Source organism: Bacillus sp. S2(2024), from assembly GCF_050474045.1.
Taxonomy (GTDB): Bacteria; Bacillota; Bacilli; order Bacillales; family Bacillaceae_G; genus Bacillus_A; species Bacillus_A yunxiaonensis.
Genome location: NZ_JBFLUS010000003.1, coordinates 497794 through 521664, shown reverse-complemented (window position 1 = coordinate 521664; position 23871 = coordinate 497794). Strand labels below are relative to the sequence as shown.

19 protein-coding genes are annotated in these 23871 nt (G+C 35.6%); 3 read left to right on the top strand and 16 right to left on the bottom strand.

Annotated features, from left to right (window positions below):
• Positions 1 to 3: 3 nt before the first annotated feature.
• The 5 genes from brxF to AB1284_RS02745 all read right to left on the bottom strand — a co-directional run bounded on the left by brxF (position 4) and on the right by AB1284_RS02745 (position 7886).
• Positions 4 to 444, bottom strand: a complete 441-nt coding sequence (gene brxF / locus AB1284_RS02765; protein ID WP_429751852.1) for a BREX-3 system P-loop-containing protein BrxF — start codon at positions 442 to 444, stop codon at positions 4 to 6.
• Between the two features lie 320 nt (positions 445 to 764).
• Positions 765 to 2474 carry a DrmB family protein gene (gene drmB / locus AB1284_RS02760; protein WP_429751854.1) on the bottom strand — a complete coding sequence of 570 codons (1710 nt, stop codon included), beginning with the start codon at positions 2472 to 2474 and terminating at the stop codon, positions 765 to 767.
• A complete protein-coding gene (gene drmA, locus AB1284_RS02755) occupies positions 2467 to 5631 on the bottom strand; it encodes a DISARM system helicase DrmA (protein ID WP_429751856.1) in 3165 nt (1054 codons plus the stop codon). Before drmA ends, drmB begins: the two co-directional genes overlap by 8 nt.
• Positions 5632 to 6415: 784 nt before the next feature.
• Positions 6416 to 7480 carry an HNH endonuclease gene (locus AB1284_RS02750; protein WP_429751858.1) on the bottom strand — a complete coding sequence of 355 codons (1065 nt, stop codon included), beginning with the start codon at positions 7478 to 7480 and terminating at the stop codon, positions 6416 to 6418.
• A 19-nt stretch (positions 7481 to 7499) separates the two neighbouring features.
• Positions 7500 to 7886 carry a (deoxy)nucleoside triphosphate pyrophosphohydrolase gene (locus tag AB1284_RS02745; protein ID WP_429751861.1) on the bottom strand — a complete coding sequence of 129 codons (387 nt, stop codon included), beginning with the start codon at positions 7884 to 7886 and terminating at the stop codon, positions 7500 to 7502.
• 113 nt (positions 7887 to 7999) lie between these two features.
• Between AB1284_RS02745 and AB1284_RS02740 the strand changes: the two genes are divergently transcribed.
• Positions 8000 to 9820 carry a DNA/RNA helicase domain-containing protein gene (locus AB1284_RS02740; protein WP_429751863.1) on the top strand — a complete coding sequence of 607 codons (1821 nt, stop codon included), beginning with the start codon at positions 8000 to 8002 and terminating at the stop codon, positions 9818 to 9820.
• Between the two features lie 140 nt (positions 9821 to 9960).
• Here AB1284_RS02740 and AB1284_RS02735 read toward each other — a convergent pair whose 3' ends face one another.
• The 3 genes from AB1284_RS02735 to AB1284_RS02725 form a co-directional block, all read right to left on the bottom strand.
• Positions 9961 to 10164 (bottom strand): hypothetical protein, encoded by a 204-nt coding sequence (locus AB1284_RS02735; protein WP_429751864.1) that lies wholly within the window; start codon positions 10162 to 10164, stop codon positions 9961 to 9963.
• A 227-nt stretch (positions 10165 to 10391) separates the two neighbouring features.
• Positions 10392 to 11765, bottom strand: a complete 1374-nt coding sequence (locus AB1284_RS02730; RefSeq protein ID WP_429751866.1) for a M20/M25/M40 family metallo-hydrolase — start codon at positions 11763 to 11765, stop codon at positions 10392 to 10394.
• Positions 11766 to 11832: 67 nt separating this feature from the next.
• Entirely contained in the window at positions 11833 to 12852 is a 1020-nt protein-coding gene (locus AB1284_RS02725) for a tetratricopeptide repeat protein (protein ID WP_429751867.1), read from the bottom strand.
• A gap of 218 nt (positions 12853 to 13070) precedes the next feature.
• Between AB1284_RS02725 and AB1284_RS02720 the strand changes: the two genes are divergently transcribed.
• A complete protein-coding gene (locus AB1284_RS02720; protein ID WP_429751869.1) occupies positions 13071 to 13352 on the top strand; it encodes a hypothetical protein in 282 nt (93 codons plus the stop codon).
• A gap of 303 nt (positions 13353 to 13655) precedes the next feature.
• Here AB1284_RS02720 and AB1284_RS02715 read toward each other — a convergent pair whose 3' ends face one another.
• The 8 genes from AB1284_RS02715 to AB1284_RS02680 all read right to left on the bottom strand — a co-directional run bounded on the left by AB1284_RS02715 (position 13656) and on the right by AB1284_RS02680 (position 21480).
• A complete protein-coding gene (locus AB1284_RS02715) occupies positions 13656 to 14732 on the bottom strand; it encodes a GTPase (RefSeq protein ID WP_429751871.1) in 1077 nt (358 codons plus the stop codon).
• Between the two features lie 11 nt (positions 14733 to 14743).
• Positions 14744 to 15871 carry a YcjF family protein gene (locus tag AB1284_RS02710; protein WP_429751872.1) on the bottom strand — a complete coding sequence of 376 codons (1128 nt, stop codon included), beginning with the start codon at positions 15869 to 15871 and terminating at the stop codon, positions 14744 to 14746.
• 101 nt (positions 15872 to 15972) lie between these two features.
• Complete coding sequence (locus AB1284_RS02705) at positions 15973 to 16956, bottom strand: helix-turn-helix transcriptional regulator (protein ID WP_429751873.1); 984 nt, start codon at positions 16954 to 16956, stop codon at positions 15973 to 15975.
• A gap of 605 nt (positions 16957 to 17561) precedes the next feature.
• Positions 17562 to 17942 (bottom strand): hypothetical protein, encoded by a 381-nt coding sequence (locus AB1284_RS02700; RefSeq protein WP_429751875.1) that lies wholly within the window; start codon positions 17940 to 17942, stop codon positions 17562 to 17564.
• Positions 17943 to 18267: 325 nt separating this feature from the next.
• Positions 18268 to 18390 (bottom strand): anti-repressor SinI family protein, encoded by a 123-nt coding sequence (locus AB1284_RS02695; protein ID WP_429751876.1) that lies wholly within the window; start codon positions 18388 to 18390, stop codon positions 18268 to 18270.
• A 190-nt stretch (positions 18391 to 18580) separates the two neighbouring features.
• Complete coding sequence (locus AB1284_RS02690; protein ID WP_429751877.1) at positions 18581 to 20080, bottom strand: sodium:solute symporter family protein; 1500 nt, start codon at positions 20078 to 20080, stop codon at positions 18581 to 18583.
• On the bottom strand, positions 20077 to 20277 hold the full coding sequence (locus AB1284_RS02685) for a DUF3311 domain-containing protein (protein WP_429751879.1): 201 nt from the start codon (positions 20275 to 20277) through the stop codon (positions 20077 to 20079). Before AB1284_RS02685 ends, AB1284_RS02690 begins: the two co-directional genes overlap by 4 nt.
• 21 nt (positions 20278 to 20298) lie before the next feature.
• Positions 20299 to 21480, bottom strand: coding sequence for a M20 family metallopeptidase (locus AB1284_RS02680; RefSeq protein ID WP_429751880.1), 1182 nt, complete (start codon positions 21478 to 21480; stop codon positions 20299 to 20301).
• A gap of 268 nt (positions 21481 to 21748) precedes the next feature.
• Here AB1284_RS02680 and AB1284_RS02675 point away from each other — a divergent pair, with 268 nt between their 5' ends.
• Positions 21749 to 23578 carry a helix-turn-helix domain-containing protein gene (locus AB1284_RS02675; protein WP_429751882.1) on the top strand — a complete coding sequence of 610 codons (1830 nt, stop codon included), beginning with the start codon at positions 21749 to 21751 and terminating at the stop codon, positions 23576 to 23578.
• Positions 23579 to 23871: the final 293 nt, after the last annotated feature.

Genomic DNA, 23871 nt, shown 5'->3' with positions numbered 1-23871 from the left:
CCTTTACCCAGTAATAACTTTTCCTTCAAAATCTTCACAAACGAAATATTCTGGGTGTCCACTTTCCGCATATATAAGTTTTCCACTTCTATAGGAACCTGGCCACATTACAATCAGTTTTCGCCGCTTGCTTAAGTTTTCCAATAAACGTACTGGATTGGTTTGCAGCGATGGATCAAATAATATGTCGATATGCATCAAACAATATATTTTAGCCGAGTTATGAGTAGCATCCTGTAAAATTTCTTCAATATAAAGCGGATACTTCCCCTTAGCTACATTTATTAATCCTTCGCTTATTACAAGGTTTAAATTTAATATGTTAATATCTCCATGTAACTGCCTGCATAATTCCTTGAAATCTGTATCATCACATACGAAAATTAACTTATGCCACCAGTTGTCCATCTGCTGTATGTCTGTATTTAAAGTATGTAAATCCATATGATATACACCCTTTTTTAGGAATTACCAAATGAAAAAATTCTATTTCCCATCATAAGTTCCCTGTTTTTAATAAGATTTAAATTTCTTTACATAAGATATATTAATATAGTTTAAATGTATTCACAATAAAAAGCAGTGGTAGTCATTTTCCTATAACTGAATTTAAATTTCTCTCATGAAACGGTGTTAATGACTATTTATATATTGCTATTATCACATTTAAAATCAAATATCCTTACCCTAATCTACTCGGACATTCTACCAGATATTGAAGTTGTATTAGAAAATAGACAGATTGAACTCCCTATCTTTCTATATTACACATTGAAGAACGCCATTTCTTCAAAACCTAATAACGAAACAACCATTCGCCGGTCTAAAAGGTGATTGTTCCACTCACATGACGTTTCTGACACATACGAACACGCATGACATGCAGCACCATTAATAGATGTTTGTAACTCAAAGTCGCCATCAGAACAATGAGGATCTGATGAGCAGTGCTCAAATCGCTCCAATGCTCGCAGGAAAATTGGATATAACTTTTCAGGCTTAGACAATTCAATTAATCCACCCAAGCTGCCTTCTGAGTCAGATGAAGCAGTATAAATTAATACGCCCATCATGTCACTTCCGCAGTATAATCTTTCTCGTAATGCAGTTGTAGCATATCCGGAATGAGCTACAAGTTCCTTGATCAGCATATGCGAAAAAGTATGAATCATAATATCCTTAGGGCTTAAATCCCGGTCACCATAGCCTAGTTCGCCACGCATTCTATTATATTTAGCAATTATTTTTCCAGCATGCTCCTGAACAAACGGCTGAGATTCCCATTCATATATTTTTTGAGGATTAAATTCAAAGAATATACCCTCACCATGCACCAATACACCAGGGAGCCAATTCTGCTTATCTTTCATGATGGAAACAGCTTCTGGCTTTTGTTCAAAAAACGGATCTGGATACTGCAACCTTGAAAAACCATTTAATACACGAACTTCTCTCAAGCTATCAATACGTCCAATAGATTTGAAGTAATGTGCCAACTTCGGATGAATGTTTATTTGTTCACTTACAAAACCTGTTTCTTCGTAGTCATTGATATTTCCTAAGATAAGCGTTAACCATTCCTGTTTTCGAATAGAATCGTATGTTACCACTTCTTCTTGATTATAATATTTCATAATCTTATCATAATCAGACTCGGGACGATTCAAAGCTGTGCATATTATCATTCTTCTTTGTTGTTCGTCTGGAAAAGCCATTAAATTCGTAATAGTATTTCGATTTTTCTCCACAATCATTGACAATTCGTCACCTTGTGCTGATGAAGTTAATGGAATAGATAATACACTTGTAATTACTGGTGTATAGATGTCTGAAGCGCTACGCAGCGTTGTTTTCATCGATGACGTACAATGTTCCTCATCACCTAGCCATGGTCGTTCTCCTGTACACAACGGCACATATTTTTTTACTTCCTCTTTCTTCATGATTTGAGCAAGCGTATTTCGTTTCTTACATTTTACACATTGTACTGTAATATCAGATAATGAACCTGCAGAACCTCTTGATTCGTATTTCAACACAGGCTTATCCGATACGCATTCTTCTCCTTGATGCGCCCATTCAATCCATGGAAAATCGCTCACATGACCTTTTTGACATACAAGAATGAAGCGGGCGGGATATAAATTTACTGTTTTTTCTTCGTTCTTTTTGCAGTAGTAACACGTCTTACTTGCATATTGATCCATCATTCCGCATTTCGGACATATTCTCCATCTTGGAAACGGGCGAGAACTAACCTGAATACGATCTTCGTCTTCACTAATAAGTTTCACGTAATCAATTTTCAACATCTTTTCCAATCTCGTTTCCTGATAAAGATTTCCCCTTGGAATTCTCCATTCATCAGCCGCACTAATCATAACACTATCTTCTAACAAATCAACGATGGCTCCTGGTCCATGATAATGCAAGAGCTGAGATGGCCTTAATTTACCGATTACTTCTTTAGTCATTGTACTTCGCCCCTACAATTTTAATTTCACCCTCAACATTTCTAAGAGAATTCAATGCTGGTCTTGCGTGTGAATAATTCGTTTTTTCCTTGAAATCTCTTAAAAGATGACGTACTCTGCCATGATCTTTGCTTCTGCGATAGCTAAGTTTTTCTTCAGATATTGCTCGTTCCTCCCACCATCGGTAAATACGAAGAACTTCATCCTTGATTACTTCTATGTCAATTTCACTCGTAAGTTCTGCACGATTAGCTATGAATTCTAAGATTTCATCTGTAATGCTATTTTCTCTAAAATGAACTGCTTCTGTTTCTTTTCGCAAAGAATGATCTGTCTGTCTTATCATACCGACAACTAAACCAGTTAATCCACGCTCTATGCTACCAGGTGCAAAAGAAGTAACACTAGTAGGCTCAACATGGCGATACATCGCTTCATGGAACGCATTAAAACGTTCAAAGTGGGATAAATCTCTAGAACGCATAGAATTAAATAGAGTTACAACCAAACCTGGATATTTACGCCCCACACGGCTTGTTGCTTGAATATATTCAGAAGCTGTTTTTGGCTGTCCATGCATGACCATAAGACCTAGCCGAGCAACGTCCACACCTACCGAAATCATATTGGTAGCTAATACAACATCAAGTGCGTTCTCATTGTATTTTCGTTCAATTGCACTTAAAATTTGTGGAATCTCAGCTGCCTTTTTTCGGGATGTGAGCTCTTCAAAAGATAATTCTTCTACATCCTTGCTCATCCCGCTCAGTAACTTAAGCCTAATAGGAATTTCGTCTCGTAATTTTGTAGATGTACCCGAAAGCTCTTTTACTGTATTGAAGTAACCAAGCACCGTCCAATATGGATCTATTGAGTCATCAGGACCTATATTTCGTATACTTGATAATAACGCAGCATATGTATGCACCGTATGAATGGCTCCGCTTACTCCAGGTGCACATACACCGACATATAATCGTCCAGTCTTCTCTTCGACAGGAACTTGATAAGAGAAAAAGTTATCTCGACTATCTGTAACTGCAAGCGGGAACTGAACTACTTTCCTACCATATAAACGTTGTACCTGTTCTTTTGCCCCTCGAATGGTCGCAGTTGAAGCAAGTACTTTAGGACCACAGCCATTATATTGACATAAATAATCAACAGCTAGCTCATATAAACCCGTAAGTGATCCTAAAGGTCCACTTATAAGATGTAACTCATCCTGAATAATGAGCTCCGGCGGTATCAGTGAATCGATTTCTTCTGTACTAATCCGTTCCCCATCAATCACGTGATACTTTTTATAATCAGGCTCATTAACAAAGCCTTCAATAGGACTGTAGTGCGTTTTAACACCAAAGAGTTCACAAAATCTCTTATTCCACGCAATTTGTGCAATTTTATCAACTGTTCCTATTAAAATGGTAGGAACTAAATTATAAATAACTTCGTCAACAGTGTATGCTGGGATTCCTCCATTGCTTGAGTAATAGCACTCATCGTTATTACAAGTTATTCTTTGTTTATGTTTTTCAAAAGTATAATTGTGAGCCGTCAAAGGTGTTCCGCACCACGGACAATGCTCAAGCTGCATTGGATTTCCTTCTGTTACCTCATTACCATCTTTTATCAGTTGAATTTTTTCTTCTGCATCTGCAATTGAATTCGGCGTAGAGGCCTGACCGATCCATAATCCAATTGAAAATGGTTCAATCCCCCAAGTTGCGACATTTTGCTTCCGCAAATATTCAGCAGCACAAACCATTGCCGTTGCCCGTTGGAACTGCTGTGTTGTCAAAAGTCGAAGTGTATACCTCATTAAAACTGTGATACCGGCGTATGTTTCACGTCTATGTGAGATGCCATTGAGCCTTCTCAGCGCTATTAAAAATGCAGCGACACCTAAATAAGCTTCCGTTTTACCTCCGCCAGTTGGAAACCATAATAAATCTACTAAATCACGGTCCTCATGTTCCGGGTTACTCACACCGTCAATATTCATAAGTAAAAATGCCAATTGGAATAACCGCCATCTTCCGTTATAAACAGGATTTACTCTCTCTCCACTGGAACGGAAGGTCAATGCAACTTTTGATTGTCCTTGTTGTATTGCCATAACCTTATTGGCAAAACGGAATGCTTCTAGCTTTTTGTTATCACTTAGTAACGCCTTTCTTCCGTTATCTATTCGTTGAATCATCCTTTGAACATGTTCAATATTTTCTAAAGCCACACTTTTTAAATGCGTCGGAATTATTTCAAGGTTATTTCTTTGTTCATCTGTCCAAGTAGAATATGAATCTACAACTATCTTTAAATTTGTATCTAACTGTTCCTTGGACATTTCAGCCAAATCCATCATGGAAGTATTTAAATCTTTTATTTGTCGATGTTCAACGATAGGTACTTCAGCTATAGGTAACCATGTAGTTTCTAATATGCATGTATTGTCTTTGAATGAATAGTTCACACCTACTCCATGACCAATCGCATACTCATTTACATGTCGATAAAGTAATTCATCTTGTAAGTTAAATTGATCTGCCTTTGAAGAAAAAGCTGCGACTACCGCTGAATCCACTTCAACTTTAATTTTAGTTTGGAACATAATTTCACTTTGAAGTGGGTAGGAATCTCGTTTATATCGATTTAGTAGATAAAAGCTGACATGATAGATACCGTCTCGTTCCTTAACTTTACATCTTAATACTCCAGGCTCGTCTAGCTGCCACTCTTTTGTTTCAGGAATCTCATTTGATAGTGACCAAACTACTGGCTTACGCTGATAATTTTCATCATCGTACATTCCCCATGAAATGGTGATGTTTAACGGTACTAACTTATTTAGACGAAAACTAAATCCCATAGAAGAAGCACGAAATGGATTTCGATTTGCAATCAATTCATCTATATTTTCTGTTTCAAGCAATTCATTCGTTTGAATCCCCGCTTCATCTTCATTCACTACCTCAACAGTTGATCCAAACGGAACAAGCTTCCCTGTTAAATACAGTGCCATTGGAGACTTTTTTCTACTTAAAACTTCCTTTTCTTCAAAAGGACCTACTAATATTTGCTCTAAGTTATAGAGCAAATCCTGACGTCTTTGTAAATGATCTACCGTATTCTCCCTGACATACGTCTTTTCTGACATATAATCGACTCCCCAAATAATAAAATTACGTTTCTCTTATTTAATATACTATTCTTTTTAATACAGCATCTTTATTATATAGATAATTTGATTGTACCTTATATAGTGGTAATATTTACGTCACTTTCGAATAAATACCTTTACATCAGGTCCATTGCAATTAAGGAACTTCTCCCTTACAAAAACTGCCCACTTTTCTCAACATACACACATTCATTCTCTAACAACTCATACGTATATAAACCTTACTATTTTTTACTTTTTGTGAATTTTCATTTCATTATATTATCACTTAATAATTAAGTTCATTCTTTCAAAATAGCTCCATTTGGTATAGTCATACAGATATAAACTTTCTTGTTTAGAAGAAATCATCATTTCAATCTCTTCTCATTATTACCTAATTTTTTTCTTCATTAACTGCCATTTTAGAATGGAAAGCGTAAACTAGAAGATATAATTTTTTCATACTGAATTAAAAACATACATATAATCTACAAATCTCCAACCAAATTTAAAAAATATGGGTCACCCCCATATTTTTACAAAAACTGTTCATATGATAACTTTTATATCAGGTTTTTAGAGACAGAGAAAGTGCCTCATACACAATATCTTACGTTTGATTCAGCAAATGCAACACTATTTCAATACTTTCAGGAGTGAATTCATAGTAACATTAGGTTATAGTAATAGAAGATTTAGCTAAACACACAACGTAGCTTAGCTTAAACGTCATTTTTTCACTTCCGAAATATTGACTCTAAAACTACTAAAAAGTTCATTATCCAGGTATCCCAAAATGAGCTTTCCGATGACAATTTGGACATATAGCAACTGCATTTGTAACAGTATCTTCCCCACCTTCTGCTAAGGGAAGAACATGGTGAACCTCAAGATAAGGTGTCCCGTCACTTACTCTTATAAAAGGAGCTGGTTGATGACAGTATTCACAAATTCCCTTGGCCCTTTCCAAAACTTCGGCAACAACATCCGGATTCCTCCGATAATTCGTTGTAATAACTTGAATGATTCCCGGTTTTTTGTTAGCATTTTGAAGACGCCGTTTTCTTTCCTCACTATCAATTTTCTTAGCGTTGTTAATTTGTTTTTTAAATTCTTCTTCGTATTCTTCCTCTGTAATCGGCACTTGAATTTGTAATGAATCTACTTTTACTAGTTCAAACCACTTAGATCCATCATTTTCAACATGATATCTGACATACTTAAAAATTCCAGCTAATGTTAATACGGTTCCTTCTTTAAAAAATACATAAATAGGTATATTGCCTGAATTAATGATTCCTCTATTCACCTTAAAAGTCGGATCAAAGTTATCTCCCATACTTTTCATGTAATGCTTTAATATTTTATTTTCCACAATCCACTCATTTTGATATTTCCCATCCTTCATTGTTACTTTAGAAAAAATCGCTTTGTAATTAGGTTCATCACCAATCAGATATATACCTGATAAGTTATTATATGTTCGTGAATAAATAGAGATATCCCAAGAGGTATACTTTTTACCAATAACAAAATCCTCTAAGTTGGTAATATCAAATAAATCGTCCTTAAAATGACTCCTGAATTTAGGTACAATATCTTCATAAGTTTTTAAATTTAAATTCTTTAGTGCCTTATACACTTCATCTTTACCTGGTTCTGGTAAACTCTCAAACCGAGACAAATATATATTTAAATCTCCTACTTTTTTAAACTTACTTACTCTATCTCGAGTATTTTTTACCTTTTTTACAATAGATCCTGGGAGTTTAGGATTTATAATTGCCGGTTCAAACACATTATCGTTCAAGAATTCTATTGCTTCTTCAATTCTATTTATCATCAAGACATCCTCTCTTATCTTACCTAGTAATTAAATTAACTGTAGGGATATCCGCATGAGCCCAATTTAATTTCACTATCTCATTTTTACCTAACCATTCAATCTTCTCATGTTCTTTAAGCTGTGGACTACCTGATATTAGTTCACACCAATAAGTATGAAGATTTACTATAATATTTTCATATTCATGTGTGACTTCTGTTATCTTTTCGTTTACCTGAATAATACAATCTAGCTCCTCTTTTATCTCCCTAATTAGTGCTTGTTTATGATCTTCTTCCTTTTCTACTTTACCTCCAGGAAACTCCCAGTAATTTGGCAACGTCATATCCTGAGACCTTAAAGCACATAATATTTGTTTTTGTTTGTTTTGTATTACCGCTCCTACTACTGTAATTTTTTTCATATAAACTCATTTTCTCCTAAATTTTTATTCTTATTTTTATTTTAAAAGATTATTACTTTCATTAATAGTTTATATTACAATTACTGTAATTAAATAAATTGGAGTGCTTAATTATGTACAATTCATGGAAAGGAACCGTTGAAAATTTTATTAATATTTCTTTAGAAGACTGGTTAAATAGTTTAATAAAAAATTCTTCTTACTCAATTAGCGAGGAACAAAAAGTCTCTTGGATTGATTGTTTTAAAGTTTTACAAGACCAATTTAGTTTTCTGACCAATAAAGATATCTTAAAATGCGGGTTAATATTTGAATACGAACTTCCACGGGAAGGTGGTAAACGTCCAGATGTTATTTTACTAACCGGGAATCATGTCATTGTTTTCGAATTTAAAAGAAAAAAGAGCTATACACCGTCCGATATCGATCAGGTTAGTGAATACTGCCGGAATCTGCGTCATTATCATCAACAATCCCAATCAATTATCGTTACACCAGTGCTAATTCCAACTAAAATGGAAAGGTCAACGCACTGGGGAAACCAGGTTCTTGTATTAAATAAATACGATTTACATAAATATTTAGATACTATCCAAGTAACAAAAAATACAATTCAAATAAATGATTGGATACACTCTCAATACGCTCCATTACCTAGTATCATTCAGGCAGCTCAAACAATATACCAAGAAAAAGAGCTTCCTCAAATTAAAAGAGCCCATAGTGTTGGTATTCCAAATACCATTAATGAATTAAGTAAAATTGCCAAACTAGCTAAAGAAAACAAAGAACGTCATTTAATACTAATCACCGGTGTACCTGGAGCAGGTAAAACACTCGTTGGACTACAATTTTCTTACGAATACGGAGCAAATGAAACAGGCATACAGCAGGCGATATTCTTGTCAGGAAATGGACCATTAGTGAAAGTGCTGCAGTATGCTTTACATTCGGATGCTTTTGTTAAACCCTTAAGGAATTATATAGAACATCATGCAATACAGAAACGAGAAATTCCTAGAGAACATATTTTAATATTTGATGAAGCTCAACGGGCTTGGGACGCTAATAAAGTATACAGAAAACATAAGATTCACAAATCAGAACCGGAACTAATTATATCAACAGCCGATACTATTAAAGATTGGTCTATCGTCATTGGATTAGTTGGTGAGGGGCAAGAAATTCATATAGGGGAAGAACGAGGTTTATTACAATGGCATGAGGCCATTTCCAAATCTAAAAAAAATTGGACTATCCATTGCCCAGAACATATTGCTCATTTTTTTACAAGTAATAATAAAAATTTCATTAATGAATCACTAAATCTGTCAACTTCATTAAGAACACATATTGCAGAAGATGTACAATCATGGATAAACGCTGTGTTAGAAGGAGATAGTGATTTAGCTTTTAAACTAGCAGCAACGATCCGTCAACAAGGATTTTCTTTGTATATCACTACTAGTTTAGACGTCGCAAAGGAATATTGCAGAGATAGATATCTAAATAATCTAAATAAACGTTATGGATTACTGGCTTCTTCTAAAAATAAATTGTTGCCTTCTTACGGAATAAAAAATGACTTTGAATCGACTCAAAAGATGCATGTCGGAAAATGGTACAATGATTCTTTTTTATCAAGTGAATCCTGCTGTAGCTTTACACATGTTGCAACGGAATTTTCATGTCAGGGATTAGAATTAGATTTACCAATTCTATGTTGGGAAGCGGATCTCGTTCGTGAAAATAATGAATGGATAAACAAGGCTGTTACGAAAAATGCAAAAAATTCGAAACAACTTCGAGTCAATAGCTACAGAGTACTTCTCTCTAGAGGAAGAGATGGACTTATCGTTTATGTGCCTAAAGCTCACCAATTAAGAGAAACATATACTTTTTTACAAAAATGCGGTCTGAAGATATTAAACTAGCAATGATCTGCTACATCCCGTTCTCCCTAGTTCATATATATAATAAAAAGGGCAGCATCTCTCATACTGATTCTGCCCTTAAAAATTATTAAGTTGGAATAAATTTAACATTTCACTTCCATACTCCTGTTTTCCCTCTCTCAAACCGTATACGCCAAGCTATTCCGTAAATTCTCTGCCAATTGCTCCATCGCAAAAAATATTCTTGCAACACTTCCCGTTGCTTTTGATATAGGTTCTTTAATCGTTTCTTTAATTTCATCTGCATTTTCAGCAACTTTTCTGCGATCACCTTCATAGTTCTTTGGAGGTATCGCACTAAACAGTATAAGGTATATAAACAAGCGTCTATAAAATTCCTTTTCTTCTTCTGAAGTAAGTGTATCGAGCTTAATTTGATAGTAAGAACAGCGATATGTAGTTAAGTGACACTATATTTAATTAAACAACTAGAGAAAAATGAAAATATCGCAAAGGTATAAGAACATTCGATCACCTATAAATTTTAAACCGTACAAAAAAACTCCAACTTCTTCTACCAAGTTGGAGCCCCGCCCCTCTATCAACCTATTCATTTCAAGTTTCCAACTACGTTATGCTCTCTTCTCACTTCACTTAACACTCTTCGCAAATCCGCTGCATGCTCGAATATACCGCCAATCAATTCCACCGTACGATAACAAGCCCCTACATCCAACTGTTCATACTCCGTATGTTCATGTTGATATCCTACAGACAAATTCACACTTTGAATACCGTGCGCCGCCCATACCCTTGTGTCACTGCTGCCACCAGCTGTACATTTCCAGCCTTCTAGTCCGACATTTTGTGCAACTTGTTCGATGAATTCCCCGTACTGTTCACCGCAAAACGGCTCGTATCCTCCGCAAGAAACTACAATATCTCCATATCCGCGGCGATCCGCTACAATTGCTGCGTCCACATTCCACAAGAAGTGCTCATCAATATGACTTGCTCCCACCAATCCAATTTCTTCTTCAACTGTAAAGATAAATTTAACTTTTCCGCAAAATGAAGAGGATGCTAATCGTTTTGCCGTTTCTAACACTACCGCTACCCCTGCTCTATCATCTGCTCCTAATATCCCTTTGCTGCTTGACCAAACTGATCCGTTTTTTACAATGACGCGATTCGCTTCCAATTCCTCTACTGTATCTAAATGTGCGTTCAATAAAATAGTTGGTCCTGCTCCGCCTCTGTATGTTTTCTGTGCTAAAATATTGCCTTTTGTATCAACTGCCATATAGTCAACAAACGGTATTAACTTTTCTTTCACTACATTGCGGATGTTTTCCTCGTTACCGCTTGCGCCGGAAACGGATAATAACTGTTCAAGAAGCTGTTCGAAAAAGCGCTCTTGTATGGATTCACAGTCCTCTTCTAACCACTCCCGCTGAATATAATGAAGCTTTTCCGTAATATCCAGCAGCTCTTCACGACTTGCGTACAAAGTCACATAACCACCTCTTACATGCACTCGTTTCACTCCAACCGCTGTAAACAGATTCGTCACAGTATCCAAATCTACATCTTTTCGAAATCCAATACGCGGTCTTCTTATTTCGTGTCCGTCACAGCACCCCATTGTATATAAACCAAGGCGATTCAACTCTCGGATCACCCCGCTTATATACGTGTCGAGTTCCCGAATTTTCGGCTCTTCCTTACCTGGAGAAAACCACAAACTTTCTCCTAGACCTCTGTCTCTAAAATCCACTGCTTGTAGCCATACTTGCTCCGAAACTGGCGTATCTTCAATTGTTATTTCATTTCCATCCGTACAAAATACGACTCCTACTTTTTGTAAGCTTTCTAGCAAGAACGTACGGTTCTCTTCCCTTTCATAACTCAAGTCAAATACCTGATGTTGCGTTTCCTCCACTTTAAACCCTTGACGAATAAATAATTGATTCCATGTTCTCATCTCATCATCTCCCTTGCGATTTGTAATTGTAGTATCGCATAGGAGCGATGACACCCCTGTCATCACCTCATTCGTCTACTCTATACATGACGCAAAAAGGGATCTCCTCATTAAAGTAATATGCCGCTTCACCCCTATACTGTGTAGAAATAATAAGATCATCAAATCCATTCAGCTGCACAAGTTTATCCCTAATTCTCCTCACTGTTTGAATAAAGGAATTTTTCTTTACTTCTCCAGCCTCATCCCTGCTGTCAATAATGTCGCGGAAGGCCATTCGTGTAACTGGAGTCCCATGTGTACTCTGCAGCAAAATCACTTTGAGCGCATCACCTTGATTTTTGCTGAGAACCACTTCATCACCACGGTATACTAGTCTAATGCTGCGGTCACTAAAATATAAAATTAAAGTTCGGAATTCCTCATCGATGATATGTTCACACTCATCTTTAGAACATGTATCTTGTCCCTCTCTCGTTATCTTATAGAACGCATGTTGATTTAAGTATTGTTCGTTTCGTTTCAACAAATCATAAAGCGGAGATATTTCTGCCCCGTCTACACCTGTTCTGTTCACAGAAACAGGCAACTGCTCCATTTGTTCATATGTCTTGGCAGATATATGTAAAGAGCTGTTTGTTAAATACATGTGAGCGTTATAAAGCTGCTGATCATTCATCAAATAGGCTTTATTCGTACAGCTCTTTTGTGTAGAAATAGCAGACTCAAAAGAATGAAAAGCCATAAAATAATCCTGTCTTTTGTAATGTAAGAAACCGAGCCTATAGTGAGCAATTGGTATATTCAATTCGTATCTCAGAGCCTCTGCCAAAGAATTAACGGCCAGGTTATCATCCTTTCGATACACCGTTTTCAAATATGTCCCGTATTGTATAAGAATCTTAATTAACCGTGTTTTTATGTCATTTATTTCCCAGTCGTCCTTGTTTCTTTTTTCCAAACGCAGTCTTCTGTACATTTCTTTGTATACCAAAACAAGGGTATGATAAACATACTCGTCCTCTATCTCATGTAGTTCTGCTTCTAATTCTAGAAGTTCGTCATAAGTTTTTTCTTTTAAACGCATTGTATTTTCCTCCGTTCATTCATGTATGACATTAATTTAAAAAATAAAAAGATTCGTAGCAATACCGATACTACGAATCTTTTACTTTTTAGCTGATAATACGTAACACGGGTCATATTCCCATGAAATATGACCCTTTTATTAATAAAAACATATGAATTAATATAATTTAATATTAAAATTAAATTATAACGAATAAAGAAATGGAGCGATAATGAATGTTAGCTAAAATTAGAAAAGTTAAGCTTGAAAAAGAATATAAAAATCCTACATATAAAGTTAAACTCGAATGTCCCAAAGGCAAAGAGTTACGTATTAAGTTTGATTATACATACTGTAATCAAGCATTTATGCCCTTAGAAGTAAGCTATGATGGTCATGATAAAGGTGCAAAGCTTTCATGGTACACAAGAGAAATAGAGGATATGACTGTTCAAAATTTTTTAGAAATCATTGCGAATAAAATTAATAAACAATATAATTTCACGTTAAACGTTTAATCAAAGAAGATTCTGATTTGAACTGTAACCCGAATAGTAGACACTATTCGGGCTTATATTATTTTTCGTTAAAAGAGCAAAAGGAAATGCAAGAGAGGGCTGTTGAATCGGAGAATTGATATATTTCTTTTGGAAACATGTCTTCATATTCTGCTTCAAATACAACAAATATCCTCTCGCTTTGTTATCCATCTGATAATTCCACAACATTCACTTCATAATATGTCTACTTATGTAAACTGTAACTACGATAAAAGTAAAAAAGGGATTGATGCTTTCGATTACTATTTCCTATCCTTAAAATTATGCATACGCTGCATCCAGTATACCTTTAATACTCTTCCTAATAAAAGGTTGGAGCTCCTTTAGTTCAAGCTGAATTCTTGCAGTATACCCTTTTAACTCTTTACACAGATCCTCATAATTCACGTCCTTTGTAAAAAAGATGCCTATTGGAAAGACGATATTGACTAATATTCTCGAAAAAGTATCTTTCATATTATACTCTTTCATATTAAGTTCCAGATTGGATTTTGAAATTTTTGGTACCGGGAGGCCTGAGTCTAAATTCAATTTTTCAAATAAAAACTGATACATTCTAACTGTTGATTCAATTTCTTGAAAAACTATTCTTTCAATTAAGCCTGAATTTAAGTCATTGATTAATTTCTGTGTATGTTCTTGCATTTGTATGTATGGCTTTTTCCGACTAAACAAACCAGTGTTGTTTCTTAAAAATTCTTTTTCAGTCTCTTCCCACTTACTAACGTATTCAGTCAGCTTGTACATACAACGCTTTGGCAAACGTTTAGTCATTGCCATTCTAAAATGCTCAGAAATTTCTTGTTTTATTTCTGCTTTACCGAAAGGTTCAATACGACCTCTTCTTGTAGGTTTAGCTACACTGCAAACTTTCACAGTATTGACCTTTTTGCCAAAAGCATTAGTGATTTCCTGTTTCAAACTCTCTATTTTATCATCTGGAATATTATCAGCCTTTGTAAATAATACAGTGACAGGACAGTTTGCTTCTATTATTCTCTTAATAATTTCCAACTCAAAATCTTGAACTCTATATTTTGATGCGGCAATACAAAAGAAAATGGAATGCATCCATTCATCAGGGGACTTATCAACACCTCTGGTATACAACGTACCTTTCAGATCACTCATCCATTCTTTCGCCTTATCCGGCTCAAGTCCCCAAGAATCATAAATCATTAACGGAAGTTCATCCAGCTGAAATGACGCTGGATGAAAACCTCGTTCTGTTACCGGTTCCCCGTTACCTGTCTTTCGAATTTCTTCACCAAATAGATAGTTCACAAGGGAACTTTTACCTACACCCGATTGTCCAATTATAGCAACGTTGTATCGCATGAAATTTCTCCTTACTTTTCTTTTTTTAAATTCACAAAGGTGTTGATGACAAATTCTTTAAAGAATTGATCCAAGTTTTCAATAAATTTCTTCAGTCCACCGTGGTCACCGTTTAAAGTATACTCATTCAAACGGTAACAAACTTCAGAAACACCGAAACCGATAGCAGCAGTAATGCCACTGGCAACACTTCCTGTTATCATTGCTCCACCTATTGTCCCAAAACCTGGAACTAATTTCAGTAATTGTCCAACAACCCATATCCCGCTCGTTGAAATGAGAGTTCCTATCCCTAAGCTTCCTACTAAACTTTTTATGCTTGAAAGAGAAGATCTCATATCATAGATAAAAACGATTCTCGCAAACATTCCTGCTTGGTTAGCAAGGAGAATTGGCGCATCTGAGAACGGTATTGGACTGGCACCTACAATAGCTGCTCCACTGCTATGTTGAAGGATTACTTTTTTTGCTTCTTCTCTTTTAGCATTTAAATCAAGCTTTTGAGCACTAATGAAAGCAGTCCGTAAGCCTTGCGGAAGATTTGCAATAGTCCAATTGACCAATTTATTTAAATCCATGAAGCCCAATTCTGGTAATTCTTCATTAATTGTTTCAAATATTTCATTTATCAGTCCAGCATCTTTGCATGCTCGTTTCATAAGCTCACTATCTTCTTCTGAAACTAAATCACTTTTTGTAAAAACAATTGCAACTGGGATATCAGTATCATTTAACTGTTTAATCACAGATTTATCTATATCATGTAGCCGGTGACTGGATGCATCAATGCAATACCACACTATATGTATTCTTTCTTCAACCTTCTTAGAATTGTTATCAGCTGCATACTTAACCACATTATTTAAAAAACTTGCCTGATTTTCACTGCCAATTTCGTATCCAACAGTATCATACAAGACAACAGGTACTTCTTCAGACCTATAAACATTCATAGACTCCGTTACTGGTTTTCCTTCGCCAACCACAGCCAAATCTTTTCCAAAGATAGTGTTAATTAATGAACTTTTACCTACGCCTGTTCCACCGATAATGAGAACATTTGGTTTTTTAACATCTTCTTTATACTTTTCATATTCCTGGTTGATCTTCTCATTTAAATCTTCCATAGTAATAGTCATAGCTAACCTCCATGATTATGTATTACATTACAAGTTGTATTTTATAATGATTTAATATAATCTTAATATTAATCTAATTTGATTTAAATTAATTACACATTCTATTCCCTATTTCCTCCATACCTCCCTAGCATCTCCTCCAAACTCCTTTTCATCTCATCCCGAAACTCCACTGGCTTTAACACTTCGACATAAGGTCCTTGACTCAACAACCACATCTTGACTCCTTTACCGAAGACTTTTGCTTCAAAAACAGTGCCATGCTCATCTTCGGAAAGTTTGGTCGCTGTTGGAAGACGATCTTCTACTGCTTGTATAGATGAACCTGTGAAACGAAAGACTAGATTCATAAGCGGACCAGATTGCATAAATTGGATTTGTTGTCGAAACTCCCCTTCTTCAAAACGATCTTTTTCGTCGACCTTGAAATGTTCCTTCAAAATGGTATAGTTTGTAATCCGATCCATTCGATAAATCGTTGGAGATTCAAAATCATACTTTACGGAGAAAGCAGCTAAATAAAAATAGTACTCTGAAAACAGCACACCAACTGGTTTTACTGTTCTTGTAACGGCCTCTTCTGCCGTTTCTTTTTGGTATGAAATCTCTAGAAGCTTCTTTGTTCTTACCGCATCACTTATATCCCATATCATTTGAAGTAAAGAGCGTCCATGTTTCAAAGGCTCATAATAATGCTGTTCATTACTAATAACATCCCGAATAACTTTTCGATCACTTGGCTCTGAGTGCCTAATAACCTTGTCAAGTAACGTGTCCATTTCTTTCTTCAAGAACGCTCGCGTTTCTAAAAGAACTTTTCCTAACGCCAAAATTTCTTCCTTTGTTAGCCACACCTCGCTTTTGCGGCTTAAACTATAGCGTTTTTTTGCCCTATTATACTCTAATGTTGTTGTACCTCCGTCGTTCTTTTCTAGGTACAATCGTAATGTTTCTAAATCCCGCTGAATTGTTTTTTCATGTACATCAAAACGTTCTGCTTCATCCTTTTTTATTAATAAATCACCTTTGCATAAGCGTTCATATAGTGATAAAACTCTTAATGATTTTGTCTCTTGTTCCTCCATAGCGTTCACTCACTTTGTAGAAAATACGTACATTTATTACTAATTCCTTATATTACATTATTTTAACATAATTTAGTTAGTTATGATGGATTTTCACTACGTAAAAACGTTCTAATTTCCTCCTCTGTTATTCCGTTATGAAGTGCTTCGAAAATTAATTGAGCTCACTCTATATCTAACTCAAAAATTTCTTTCTCCTTCATTTGTTTCTCCCCTCTCCCTTGTATCTGTAATGTAGCACAAGTAAATGGACAGTAATTGTCCTTTAACTATTATTTAACAAATTTTTTAACAACTTATTCGTTACACATACAAAATAAACAATGATGCCTCCTAAGAGACACCCTTGTTTATTTCAATGTATTAAGAAGATCTTCCGCTGCACGTAATACTTCTACGTTACCTACTACCATTACGTGTTTTGCTTACCCTAATATGAAGCATGGACATGACCAACCACCCCAAGATGCATCTGTTGTTTAACCTTCAAAAATTCCCCCTTCGAATCCATCAATTGTAAAATATGCTTTTTCCATCACTGTTTCTCCTATGTACCTTAATTAATAGGTGCTACGTTATTTGCTATCGATCTGAAACCCTGCCAATTAATCCGGCAGAGTTTCAAGTAATTCCTCAGTGAATACGTTACGAATGCTTTTACCGGATTTTAGGAAGTTGAGGTATACTTCTTTATCCTTACTGTTGTCGACATTATAGCCACACTCATTCGCAAAGCTTTCAAAGTTAGGAAATGCTTCCTCAGTGTAGCGAGAATTAAGTTTGATAGTAGATAAGACATCTTTCATTAAATCTTCATGATGCTTTTCTTTTTTATCGGTAGCATCATAAAACGAAAAAGTATAAGTAGCTCCTGTATCGAGGTTTAAGCATCTCACTTGATATTGATTACTTTTTATACCTCGTGCTTCAACGTGTGCATAGAATTGTACGATTACCTTTACATGACCAACCACTTGCTTTAACATATTTTCCCCATCCCCTTTATTATCTTTAGTTTTTAATACTAAAAAAAGGCCTTCTCACTATCTTTTTATCCCCCTATAGAAGTGAGTCAATTTTGAGGAAGTTGCTGCTCCTCGTTATACCTGCCTCCCATGGGTACTTGTAGTTGTAACATAAGAGCTAGTGACATATTCCCCTCCTATCTTCTTCACTTTTCGTTCAATATTTGGGTAGTGGCCTTACTGCCCCGATATAGTGGGATGAAAACTAAAATTGTAAAAATTCATCTCATATAACATCCTATTCCCTGCCAACTCTAACATCACATGTGTATGTGATGTTAGTTAATTATGATAAATTCTTACTTCGTAATAACTCTCTAATTTCTTCCGCTGTAATTCCATTAAGAAGCGCTTCTGAAATTAATTGAGCCCACTCTATGTCTAACTCAAAACTCTCTTTTACTTCCATTTGTTTCCTCCTCCCCTGTACCCGTAATGTATCACAAGGAATTGGACAATAATTGTCCATTTATTTTTGTTTTATAAATTTTTTATAACTGAATTGCTATAAAACAAAAATAAACAAGGATGTCCACTGAACGGGACACCCTTGTTTATTCCAATATATGAAAAGAGTTCTTAAGGATTTAGAACATTCTTTATTTCACCGTACCACTATTAACAGCTTCTACAAATTCACCTTTGTTATCTGTTATAGTCAAATGCTTTGTAACTAGACTTACAAAAGTCATAATAATCAAGTTTATAACGAGAGCAATAATACCTATATTTATGTCCTTAACCCACTGAGGTAGAGCAGGAAACATCGTTCCAATCGTTGTGCTTGTGAGTGTCGTATAAATTACAGTTGCAACCCCTGCAATGATTCCAGCCGCTGCTCCTTGTTTTGTAATAAAATTATATTTCGATAGGCCAAAGACCATTCCTGGCATAAGTTGTGTAACTAAGCTAAATCCCATTAATAATAAAGGTACAAGCGTGCTGCCCCCTTTGAATGTAAAAAATACAGTGATAAGAGCAACAACAGGTACAGAGAATCTTGAAATTTTCGCGATTTTTTTCTCAGATGTTTGAGGTGCAAACACTTGATAAATATTTTTCGCAAACAGTGTAGATGTTGCCATTAAAATCATAGAGCCTGGTACAAGAGCAGTTAATAATCCAGCCGCTCCTATGATTCCGACAAACCAAGGATCGAATGTTTGTATAGATAGCTTTAACAACGCCAAATCTGCCGTAGGTCCTTGAAGCCCTGGTACTTGCTGGATTGCCGCAAATCCCACAAAGAATACAAACAGTAATACTAATTGATACACCGGCATAATGATTGCATTTTTGCGAAACACTTTTGGATTTTGAGCGGAATAAATCGCCCCTTGAATATGCGGCCAAGCATAAAAGCCGATTCCTGTTAATAAAACAGTTGAGATAAACCATGATACACTGAGTCCTTTTTCCGGAAGAGCTAAAAATCCTGGTTGAGCGGCTTCAATGCTCTCAAACATAGGTTGTAATCCTCCGTAGTAATGAATAGGAAGATAAATTCCTAGGAATAAAACAACTCCTAGTATTAAAATATCTTTAACAACAGCTGTCCAAGCAGAACCATGGATACCAGAAATCGTTACATATACTGTAAGAGAAATAGCCCCAATCCAAATAGCTGCAGTAGAGGAAATCGTTCCATAAGAAGCAACTGAAACAATAATGCCCAATCCTTTTAACTGAAGAACAAGATACGGAATGAGAGCCATAATTCCTACAAGCGATACAAGAACACCTAAATATGAGCTTTTATATCTACTCACAAAGAAATCAGATTGAGACAGTAATTTATGTTTTTGAGCATAGCTCCATAGTTTTGGCAAGAAGAAATAGGAAATAACATAGGCTAAGCAGCCATAAGCAAGAATATAAAAAGTAGGTCCTCCTTTTCCGTAAGCCCATCCGCTTCCACCAAGGAAGGTAAAGGTTGTATAAATTTCACCGGCCAGCAATAAAAATATAAGAATGGTACCGAATCCGCGTCCACCTACTGCCCACTGTTCCATATTCATGTCTTTCCCTTTTCTTGCACGAATCCCTAAAGAAATGGACAAAATCAAAAATCCAAAAATAATGAGTAATGATGTATTCATATTTGCTCACCCTCCCGATTAGCAGGATCTAACTTAAAAATAACTGCCATCGTAACCGAAGTTAGAACGACCCATAATACAATCCAAAAGAGGATAAAAGGCATACCAAGAACATAGGGAGTAACTCTATTAGCAAAAATAATCCCACCAAGAATTCCAACGAAAGGGATTAACGCAAGAAAGTGAATCAACTTCATAAAAACCCCATCCTTCCCTCTTTATATTTTTTCTTGCAGCAACTTGAATGTTGCATTCGTCAACACTTTCACACCATTTTCTAGCGCATCTTCATCAATTGAAAAACGCGGATGATGATGCGGATAAATAATCCCTTTTTCCTCATTACGTGCACCTACGAAGAAGAAAGCTCCTGGTGCTTTTTGTTGGAATGCCGAAAAATCTTCTCCGCCCATTGTAGGTTGCTCATGATGTACAGCCTGCTCCCCTAACACTTCTCGTACAGTTTCTTCAATTACACCTGTAATTCTTTCATCATTAATAACAGGTCGATATCCGTAATCATATTTGAAAGTATAGGAAGCCCCGTGCGCTTCTGTAATCCCTTTTATAATTCGCTCCATGAGAACAGGAATGTTTTTTCGCAGTTCCGGATTTAGAGTGCGTACAGTACCTACAATTTGTACTGAATCAGGGATGACATTGTGGGTTGTCCCCCCAATAAATTGAGTTACTGAAACTACGATACGTTCTAAAGGATCTACATTACGAGAAACAATATATTGCAAGTTAGTGACCACTTGTGAGCCAATGGCAATGCTGTCTACAGTTTGATGAGGCATAGCTCCGTGACCGCCTTTACCTTGAATCGTAATTTCAAATTTATCAGGAGCTGCCATCATTGGTCCATATACAACCCCTATCTTCCCGATTTCAAGAGACGACCAAAGATGACAACCAATGACTTGGTCTACCCCATCCATAACCCCTGCATGTACCATTTGTTCTGCGCCGCCCGGAAACAATTCTTCTGCATGTTGAAAGAGAAAACGCACTTCTCCTTTTATTTGATCCTTCATTCCTGACAGTACTTTTGCTGTACCTAACAGCATAGCTGTATGTCCATCATGACCGCATGCATGCATGACTCCAGGATTATTAGAAGCAAAATCAAAACTATTTTCTTCTTGAATAGGTAATGCATCCATATCTGCTCGAATTGCTAGTACCGGCCCTGCTGGATTCCCTATTAATCTTGCCATTACACTTGTCTTCGTCGGACGAGAAACGATTAAATTCCCAAAAGTTTCAAGAGTTTCATAAACAAACTGTGCTGTATTTTCCTCTTGAAAAGATAGTTCCGGATTTTGATGAAGATAACGTCTCCATTCAATTACCTTTTCTTTCATTCCATTTAATACATGATCTACAGTCGTAATCATATAAACAAGCCCCCTTCAATAACTGGAATTATTTCTAATTTTATATCTTTTCAGAAAATTATAACTATTTATAAAGTGTTTAACTATGTTAATCCTACTAAAATAAACATAAAAAATTTGTATATTTACACAAAAGGGTTCTCTCCAACATCCGTTATTTTTTGTATATCTCACAATTTAACTTGTTTATTCACATAAAACAGCCGGTTGCTCTCTTCGTCTAATTTTCATACAATTAACATAATTAGGAAAGAAAAGGGTGAGAAAAGTGAAAGATACATTAAGTCACAGACAATTACAATCTTTAATATACGTTTCTAATATTTTAAATTCCTCACTGGATCTTGACTCTATCATTCACTCTATGATGAAAGAAACAATTGCCGTAATTGATGCTGCTGATGCTGGAGTCCTTTTCTTATATAACACTGAACAACAATGCCTTATTGCAAAATCAACATTTGGGTATGAGACCTCCCGTTTAATGCAAATAAAATTAAAACCAGGACAAGCCATGGCCGGAAAAACATTTTTAGCTAAAAAATGTTTAATTTTTACGAATCAAGATGAAGTTAGAGAAACTTACAACTCCTTATCTGAACAAATCCTTGAATTGTTTGATGAATCTGTTCCGAACTATCCTTATTCCGCAGTATGTACTCCTATTATCAGTAATGGGGAATGTTTGGGTGTTATTAATTTAGGATCCTTTCAGCCTCATTCACAATTTACAACAGACGATGTGAACCTCATGACTGCCATTTCTCATCAAGCAGCCGTAGCGTTAAAAAAAGCTAAACTGTATCATGAAAAAGAACAAGCGGTTCAAGAGCTAGAGATTTTGAATACTAAAATTACGCAGCAAAACGAAATATTTTCCAGATCAATAGAGTTACATAATACCTTAGCAACCTTAGTACTAAGCGGCGAAGGACTTTCCTCCATTTTGAACTACATCCCTAAGAAAATCGGGTATCATTGTTTGCTTTTTGATGATTTAGGAGAATTAATTTCATCTTCCAGCTCTTATGACATAACGACAGATATTTTAGAGAAACTAAAAGAAAAAGCAACCGCTTTTGCAGATGCTTCAGAGACAAATAAATCTATATTGAGCATCCAGGTTCAAGGTGAAAGCCATACAGTTGTTTTGTTACCGATAGGATCGAAGCCTAGATTACTAGGGGTTCTTCTCGTTCTTTCAGAGAAAGCGATCGAAAAAGTTGACATAGCTGCTCTTGAGCATGCTTGTACCATTATTTCTCTCGAACTCATGAAAAAGCAGGCTATATTAGAGACCGAACAAAGATTAAACGGGGAATTTATTGATGTTCTGTTTTCAGGAAAAATGGATGAATCCCTTATGCAAAAGGCCAAACATTTACAATTGCATTCCAAATCCAACTATGTTGCAGTCCTCATCAATATGAAACACATTACGACCAAAAGACACAAGCGCTATTTATTAGAGTTTACAAATAAATTCTTCAGTAAGAATAATAGCAAAGTGATAATAGCAGAAAAAAATGATCAAATCGTAGTTCTCCTTTCTTTCAATCCGAGCACCTCTTTATCCTATAACAATTCTCAAGTGAAAGAATCTATACATTTATTTCAACAGGAATTAAACATAAGAGGATGGGAAAAGCGTGTCTCCATCGGTGTTGGACGATTGAAGGAAGGATTAAAAAATGCTTACACATCTGCTCAAGAGGCTGCCAAATGTCTGCAGTTCATTCAAGCACATAGTCTAAGTAAAAAAACGATGAGCTACTCAGAGCTTGGCGTACAGCGTCTTCTATTACAAAATACCGAAGAAGAGTTATTAGATTTTATTTATGAAATGCTTGGTCCTTTAATAGAATACGATCGTACAAGAGAAGGACATTTACTTCATACCCTTTTTTCATATTTGGAGCATAATCGCAAAGGCACAGAAACAGCAAAAACACTTCATATGCATGTAAATACTTTAAATTATCGTTTAAAGAGAATTGAGGAAATCTTGTCAATAAATCTATCAGACACCGAAAAATTCTTGAATGTACAATTAGCAGTTACTATGTATCACTATATGAAAGAAAAAATTGAGCAATAAAAAAATTGTTTTGCTGTCTTTATCACCTTATCATTACTGCTAATAGAGACAGCAAAACAGCTATTCTCCCCTTTTTGTTTAATAATCCTCTCATTTAGCTGAACATGCTTACTTGTTACAAAAAATCCATATATAACATTATAAATATTTACGATGAATATATAATCCTTTTTACATAATTTTACTCATTACCCACATATAACTTATAGAACTGCTCTCAACATAACTACCAAATAAATACCAGCCACATAAAAAACCCCGAATCATGAACTTTTTCAAGGTGTCCATAATTC